This is a genomic window from Streptosporangium sp. NPDC000509 (assembly GCF_042898365.1).
Taxonomy (GTDB): domain Bacteria; phylum Actinomycetota; class Actinomycetes; order Streptosporangiales; family Streptosporangiaceae; genus Streptosporangium.
In genome coordinates this window covers 1-7,191 of sequence record NZ_JBIAYX010000001.1, presented here as the reverse complement: position 1 = coordinate 7,191, position 7,191 = coordinate 1, and the positions used below count along the sequence as shown (strand labels likewise).

At 70.1% G+C, this 7,191-nt stretch carries 4 protein-coding genes; 1 reads left to right on the top strand and 3 read right to left on the bottom strand.

The features are described 5' to 3' along the window. Positions 1-328 precede the first annotated feature (328 nt). From ACFY3D_RS00020 to ACFY3D_RS00010, 3 genes are all read right to left on the bottom strand, one after another. Positions 329-523 (bottom strand): ferredoxin, encoded by a 195-nt coding sequence (locus ACFY3D_RS00020; protein ID WP_362907235.1) that lies wholly within the window; start codon positions 521-523, stop codon positions 329-331. 61 nt (positions 524-584) lie between these two features. Continuing rightward, positions 585-1,766 (bottom strand): cytochrome P450, encoded by a 1,182-nt coding sequence (locus tag ACFY3D_RS00015; protein WP_362907237.1) that lies wholly within the window; start codon positions 1,764-1,766, stop codon positions 585-587. Further along, positions 1,763-3,163, bottom strand: a complete 1,401-nt coding sequence (locus ACFY3D_RS00010; RefSeq protein ID WP_389972834.1) for a glycosyltransferase — start codon at positions 3,161-3,163, stop codon at positions 1,763-1,765. Before ACFY3D_RS00010 ends, ACFY3D_RS00015 begins: the two co-directional genes overlap by 4 nt. A gap of 573 nt (positions 3,164-3,736) precedes the next feature. Between ACFY3D_RS00010 and ACFY3D_RS00005 the strand changes: the two genes are divergently transcribed. After that, the coding region (locus ACFY3D_RS00005; RefSeq protein WP_389972831.1) for a type I polyketide synthase at positions 3,737-7,191 on the top strand (3,455 nt) is incomplete at its 3' end.

Here is a 7,191-nt window from a genome sequence, read left to right as displayed (position 1 = left end):
GGCGGAGTCGGCAAGACGATCAGGACCGGCGCCTCGGGGGCGCGGGCGGCCCGCGACGGCGGAGCTCGACGAGCTCCGCCGTCCCGTCGTCCCGGGTTTCCGCGGTCCTGCCGTCTCGGCGTCGTGGTCCCGCCCGCGCGGGGGACCACCGTATCCAGACGGACAGGGGAACGTCGGTCTTCGCAAGGTCCCGCCCGCGTGGGGGCCACCCGGTGTGGCGGGACGAGAGGGAACGGCCGGGAACGCGAATCGACCCGGCCGGGGGTGCGTCGACCCGGCCGGGTCGGGTTCGTGCGGGCGGGGTGCGATCACCCGCCCGGTACGGTCCTCAGCTCTCGGACAGCGAGATGGACCTCGACGGGCAGGCGAGGACCGCCTCCCGGGCGCCGATCTGAGCGGAGTCGTCCAGGGTCTCGACCAGGACCATGACGGTTCCCTCGTCGTTCTGGTCGAAGACCTCCGGCGCGATGAGCACGCACTGGCCGGCGCCGACGCAGTGCTCGGCGTTCACATTGACACGCATGACATTCCTCATCCTTGAAAGACCGGGACCGACGATGACCGGCCGGGAGCCTGTGGCGCCGTCACCAGCGGACCGGGAGCTCGTGCAGCCCGAACAGCACACCGTCGTACTTGAACGGCAGGTCCTCGACCGCGCCGTCGAGCCGAAGGGTCGGAATCCGCTGGAACAGGGACGTGAAGACGGTCTCCATCTCGATCCTGACGAGGTTCTGCCCGAGACACTGGTGCACGCCGTACCCGAACGCGACGTGGTGGCGGGCCGAGCGGCTCGGATCGAACTCGTCGGCCCGTTCGAACGCGTCATGGTCGTGGTTCGCCGCGGCACCGAGCGGCACGATGCCCTCGCCGGCCTTGATGACGTGCCCGCCGATCTCGACGTCCTCCAGGGCCACGCGGAGCGCGACCCGGTCGGCGACGGACAGGTAACGCAGCACCTCCTCCACCACCCCGGGCGCGCCGATCCACTGCCGGTTCAGCAGCAGCATGACCACGCCGAGCGCGATGTTGTTCGCCGTCGTCTCATGCCCGGCGATCAGCAGCAGCAGGGCGACACCGGAGATCTCCTTGGGGGTGAGCACCCCGGCCGACAGCAGCCGGCTGGTCAGGTCCCTGCCGGGGAACCGCTGCTTCATGGTGATCAGCTTGGAGATGTACAGCAGCAGGTCCTTGGTCGCGGACTCGCGTTCGTCGTCGGTCGACGTGAGGGTCACCAGGACGCGCGTCCTCGACTCGAAGAGCTCACGGTCGGTACGCGGCACGCCGAGCAGCTCACAGATGATCAGCGAAGGCACCGGCAGCGCGAACGCGGACACCAGGTCGGCGGTGGTACCGGCGTTGAGCATGTCGTCGATACAGGTGTCGACGACCCGCTGGACGGCCGGGCGGAGCTCGGCGACCCGCCGTACGGTGAACTCGGGGATGAGGGCCTTGCGGAAGCGGGTGTGCTCCGGCGGGTCGTAGGCGACGAACCAGCCGGGGATCTGGTCGGGGGGAGGCACCGTCCCGTTGCGCCCGATCGTCGGAAAGCCCTCGTGCAGGGGGCTGGCACTGATCCGGGGGTCGGTGAGCACGGCGCGCACGTCGTCGTGCCTGGCGACCAGCCACACGGTGCTGCCTCCCGGCAGCGCCGACCTGACCGGTCCCGGCTGTTCCCTGAGCGAGGCGTACTCGTCCGGCGGGGAGAGCTGCCCGCGCCGCCGCCTCGGGAACTCGATGGATGTCGGGTCGCCGCTGTGCGTTTTCATGGTGTCGCCACGTCCTTCGGCAGTACCTGGTCGGATCGTTTCAGCGCCGGGTTGCCCAGGATCAGATCGGCGGCCACCCGGGTGCCTCCCGCCTCCTGCTGCGCCTTGGCGAAGAACTCGGCGCGCTCACGGAAGGAAGGGGTGTCCAGCACCTGGGTGATCTTGCCGACCACGTCGTCGACGTCGATGGTCTGCGGGTCGTCGAGGGTGAGGCTCACCCCGCTGTCCACGCCGCGCACCGCCTGGTCGTAGCAGTCGACCCACAGCGGGCGGATGATCTGTGGCTTGCCGAAATACAGGCTCTCGTGGAAGGCGTTCGCGCCGCCGTGGTTGAAGAAGAGGGCGACGTTGGGATGGGCCAGCACGTCGAGCTGGGAGGGAATCCAGCTCTCGATCCTGAGGTTCGGCGGCAGCTCCTCCCGGGGAGGGAGGAACTGTTGCTGCCCGGCAGGGAGCTTCCACAGCACGGCGTGCCTGCCGTCCAACCGGCGGGCGACCTCCACCAGCGCGTGCACCTCGGGACGGGTCAGCCGGGTGATGGTGCCGAGTCCGACGTAGACCACGGAGGGGTTGGCGTCGAGCCAGCCGGACAGGTCGCGGTCGTCCTGCGCTTCGGGCAACGGCGGGATGATCGCGCCGACCAGGTGGAACTTGTCGGGAAGGGGGAACGGGTACTCCAGCCCGAAGACCGTGTAGCACAGGACGAGATCGGCGCGGTCGACCTTCGCCGACGGACGGAGTGCCTCCTTCGGCAGCTGGATCTGTTTCGCGTACGAGATGCCCTTGAGCGCGAGCCTCAGCATCCTCGGGTGCAGGAACATCAGCGCGGCCCGGATCTTGAACACGTTGCTGTAGACCCGCTGCGGGAACGACATGTTCAGGGGCAGCCCGGTGTGCAGCATGGGGAATCCGCGCGGTGTCCTGGTGATGAGCAGATTGCTCGGCAGGAAGGGCGAGCTGAGGACGTACGGGATGTTTCTCCTGAGCGCGATCATGAGCGCGACGGGGTTCACGCTGTCGAAGATCATGAGAGCCGGGTTCAGCTCCTCGACCAGGGCGTCGAGTGCCAGATACTTCTGCTCCCCGCTGTCGGGGTCGAACCCGCGCCGTACCACCGCGTGGTGTGCCTTCCAGCGGGACCGCTGGGTGGCCAGCCGGTACATCTCGTCGTCCCAGTCGGCCGGGGATTGCAGGGGATCCGTCTCGCCGAGTGAGACGAACCGGACGCCGCTCCCCTCGTCGATGCTCTCGATGTCGGCCCTGCAGGACTCATCCGTCGCGAACCACAGATCCTCCGTGCCACGCCTGGCCAGCTCGGCGGCGATCACGCGCAGGGGGTTGAAGACACCGGCCCCGGGATTGCTGACGAACAGCACTGGTTTGCGGCCCTCGCCCATCACACACACCTCCATCGCGGGAGCCGGACTGTTCGAACAGCCAGTGACGCGCGGGCGCCTGCTCCGGTGCGGATCCGTCCTCGCCGTGCGCGTCTTCCCTGCTCTGACGCCGGCGTGCCCGCACGGTATCGCGGCGACATTAGGGGGATCACTAGTTTTCCCGGGGCGCTGGATCGTGGGCGCGACCGGTCTCTCCCGGAGGTGGTCCGCGCGGTCGAGGGCGCCCGGAGGCGGTGCTGTGGGCGCGGCCGGCTCGCCGGGCTTTCCAAAGACTAGGCGTTTGCCGAGTCGCCATCGGCCTAACTTCGCCGAATGGATGGCATGCTCGACGACTTCTCTCTCAGTGGGAGTCCCGTCGTGCATACCGCCGGTCCTCCTCTTCGACCATGTGGAGACCCGTGCTACCGCCTCCCCTCTCCGGTGGGGACGCCTCGCCGGGTGAGGACACCGCGTGCCGGTGCGTGCGGAGAGGGCCGTGGTGACTGACGCGATCGACGCGGCGGTGGTGGGTGTCCTGGTACCGGCGACGCCGGACGCAGGTTTCCCGACCCCGCCCGACGTACGGAGGCTGTGATGGATACGCCCAGTGAGCAGGTCGTACAGGCGCTCCGGACCTCCATGAAGGAGGCCGAACGGCTAAGGCGTCAGTACCAGAAGCTGGTCGCGGTCACCACGGAACCGATCGCCATCGTGGCGATGAGCTGCCGGTTCCCCGGCGGGGTGTCCTCGCCCGAGGACCTGTGGCGGCTGATCGCCGAAGGTGGTGACGCCACCTCGGGCTTCCCGTCCGACCGCGACTGGGATCTCGATCTGCTGGCGGCCCGCGATTCGGACGGCCGGCCGCGGAGCGACACCGACAAGGGCGCCTTCATCAGCGACGTCGCGGACTTCGACCCCGGGTTCTTCGGGATCTCGCCGCGCGAGGCGCTGGCGATGGATCCGCAGCAGCGACTCCTTCTTGAGGTGTCGTGGGAGGCCGTCGAGCGGGCCGGGATCAACGCGGCCAAGCTGCGCGGTAGCCGTACCGGGGTCTTCGTCGGCATGAGCGGCCAGGACTACTCCTACCTGATGGTCGGCTCACTGGCCGACCTCGAGGGCAACATCGGGACCGGCATGGGCGCGGCCGCGGCCTCCGGCCGGCTCTCGTACACGCTTGGCCTGGAGGGGCCTGCGGTGACGGTGGACACGGCCTGCTCGTCGTCGCTGGTGGCGGTGCACCTGGCGACGCAGGCGCTGCGCAGCGGTGAGTGCTCGCTGGCGCTGGCGGGCGGGGTGACCGTGATGGCCACCCCCGGTGCGTTCGTGGAGTTCACCCGGCAGGGCGGGCTGGCGCCCGACGGCCGGTGCAAGGCGTTCGCCGACGCGGCGGACGGCACGGGGTGGGCCGAGGGTGTGGGCGTGCTGGTCCTGGAGCGGCTGTCGGACGCCCAGCGCAACGGCCATCAGGTCCTCGCGGTCCTGCGCGGGTCGGCGGTGAACCAGGACGGCGCGTCGAACGGCTTCACCGCGCCGAACGGTCCGTCTCAGCAGCGGGTGATCCGCCAGGCGCTGGGCAGTGCCGGGCTGAACTCCGCCGACGTGGACGTGGTGGAGGCGCACGGTACGGGGACGACGCTGGGTGACCCGATCGAGGCGCAGGCGCTGCTGGCGACCTATGGTCAGGATCGGCCGGAGGATCGGCCGCTGCTGCTGGGTTCGGTGAAGTCGAACCTGGGTCACACGCAGGCGGCTGCGGGTGTGGCGGGTGTGATGAAGATGGTGCTCGCGATGCGGCACGGGGTGCTGCCTCGGACGTTGCACGTGGACGCGCCGTCCTCGCACGTGGACTGGGCCTCGGGTGCGGTGAGGCTGCTGACCGAGCCGACGCAGTGGCCGCAGGTGGATCGGCCGTGGCGGGCGGGGGTGTCCTCGTTCGGTCTCACCGGCACCAACGCGCACGTGATCATTGAGCAGGCGCCGCACGACAAGCGAATCGAGGTGAACACGGAGGACTGGTACCCGGCGGTGACCCCGGATGTGCCTCCGGTGCTGATCTCCGGTCGTACGGCGGAGGCGCTGCGGGCACAGGCCGAACGGCTGGTGTCACACCTGGACGCCGAACCTGATTTTGATCTGACCGACATCGCCTTCTCCCTCGTCTCGACGCGATCGGTCTTCGAGCACCGGGCCGCCGTACTGGCCGGTGCGCGCGAGGATGTCGTGGCCGGGCTACGAGCCGTGGCCGAGGGCCGACCGGGCGCGGGCGTCCTGCTGGGACAGAGCGGACGGCAGGGCAAGGTCGCGTTCCTGTTCACCGGTCAGGGCAGCCAGCGGGCCGGGATGGGCCGGGAGCTGTACGACCGTTTCCCGGTGTTCGCTGAAGCCTTGGACGAGGTGTTCGCCGAGTTCGAGCCGCTGCTGGACGGGTCGTTGCGTGAGGTGGTGTTCGCCGAGCCGGGGTCGGTTGAGGCTGAGTTGCTGGATCGGACGGGGTGGGCGCAGCCTGCGTTGTTCGCGGTGGAGACGGCGTTGTTCCGGCTGGTGTCCTCGTGGGGGGTGCGGCCCGATGTGCTGGCCGGGCATTCGATCGGGGAGATCACGGCGGCGCATGTGGCCGGGGTGTTGTCGTTGCAGGACGCGTGTGCGTTGGTGGCGGGTCGGGCGCGGTTGATGCAAGGGTTGCCCGAGGGTGGGGCGATGGTGGCGGTCCAGGTCGCCGAGGAGCAGGTCGTCGAGCTGCTGGCCGGGCGGGAGAAGGAGGTGTCGGTCGCGGCGGTGAACGGTCCCGCGTCGGTGGTGGTCTCCGGGGTTGAGGAGGCGGTGCTTGAGGTGGCCGCGGCTCTGGGGGAGCGGGGGATCAGGGCGAAGCGGTTGCGGGTGTCGCATGCGTTCCATTCGCCGTTGATGGATCCGATGCTGGAGGAGTTCCGGGCGGTGGCGGGGTCGCTGTCCTACGGTGCGCCGCGGATTCCGGTCGTGTCGACGTTGACCGGGCAGGTGGCCGGTGCGGAGTGGTTGTGTTCGCCGGAGTACTGGGTGGAGCAGGTGCGTGGCGCGGTGCGGTTCGCCGACGGTGTCCGTACGCTGCACGCTCAGGGGGTTCGGGCGTATCTGGAGCTGGGCCCCGACGGGGTGCTCGCCGCGATGGCGTCCGACACCCTCGCCGCCGAGGCTCGGCCCGTCGCGGACGTGGTGGCCGGGGCGGACGCGGTGGCGGTGCCGGTGCTGCGCGGGGACCGGGACGAGCAGTCGACGATCATGACGGCTCTCGCCGAACTGCACGTGCGTGGCGTGACGGTGGACTGGGAGGCGGTGCTCGCGGGCGGGCGCCGGGTGGCGCTGCCGACGTACGCGTTCCAGCGCCGGCGTTTCTGGCCCGACGGCGCGGGTGCGCGGGTGGGGAACCTGGCGGCCGCCGGGTTGGCGGCCACCGGCCATCCGCTGCTGGGTGCGGCGGTCGGGCTGGCCGGCTCCGACGGGGTGCTGCTGACCGGCCGTCTGTCGCTGGGGTCGCATCCGTGGCTGGCCGACTACGTGGTGATGGGTTCGGTGATGGTGCCGGGCAGCGTGTTCGTGGAACTGGCCGTGCGGGCGGGGGATCAGGCCGGCTGCGATGTGATCGAGGAGCTGACCCTGACCACGCCGCTGGTGCTGGGTGAGCGGGACGCGGTCGCGGTGCAGGTGTGGGTGGGGTCGGCCGACGAGTCGGGTCGGCGTGAGGTGAGCGTTCATGCCCGGTCGGCCGAGGCGGCCGATGAGGAGCCGTGGGTCGAGCACGCGACCGGTGTGCTGACGGCCGGAGACCGCGCCGCTGTGTCGTTCGAGACGGAGGTGTGGCCGCCGCGGGGTGCGTCGGTGATCGAGTTGGACGGGGTGTACGAAGGGCTCGCCGCGAGCGGGTTGGAGTACGGCCCGGTGTTCCAGGGGCTGCGGGCGGCCTGGCGCGGTGCCGACGGTGAGGTGTTCGCGGAGGTTGTGCTGCCTGAGCAGGTGGTGTCGGGTGCGGGGTCGTTCGGGGTGCATCCGGCGTTGTTGGATGCGGTGTTGCA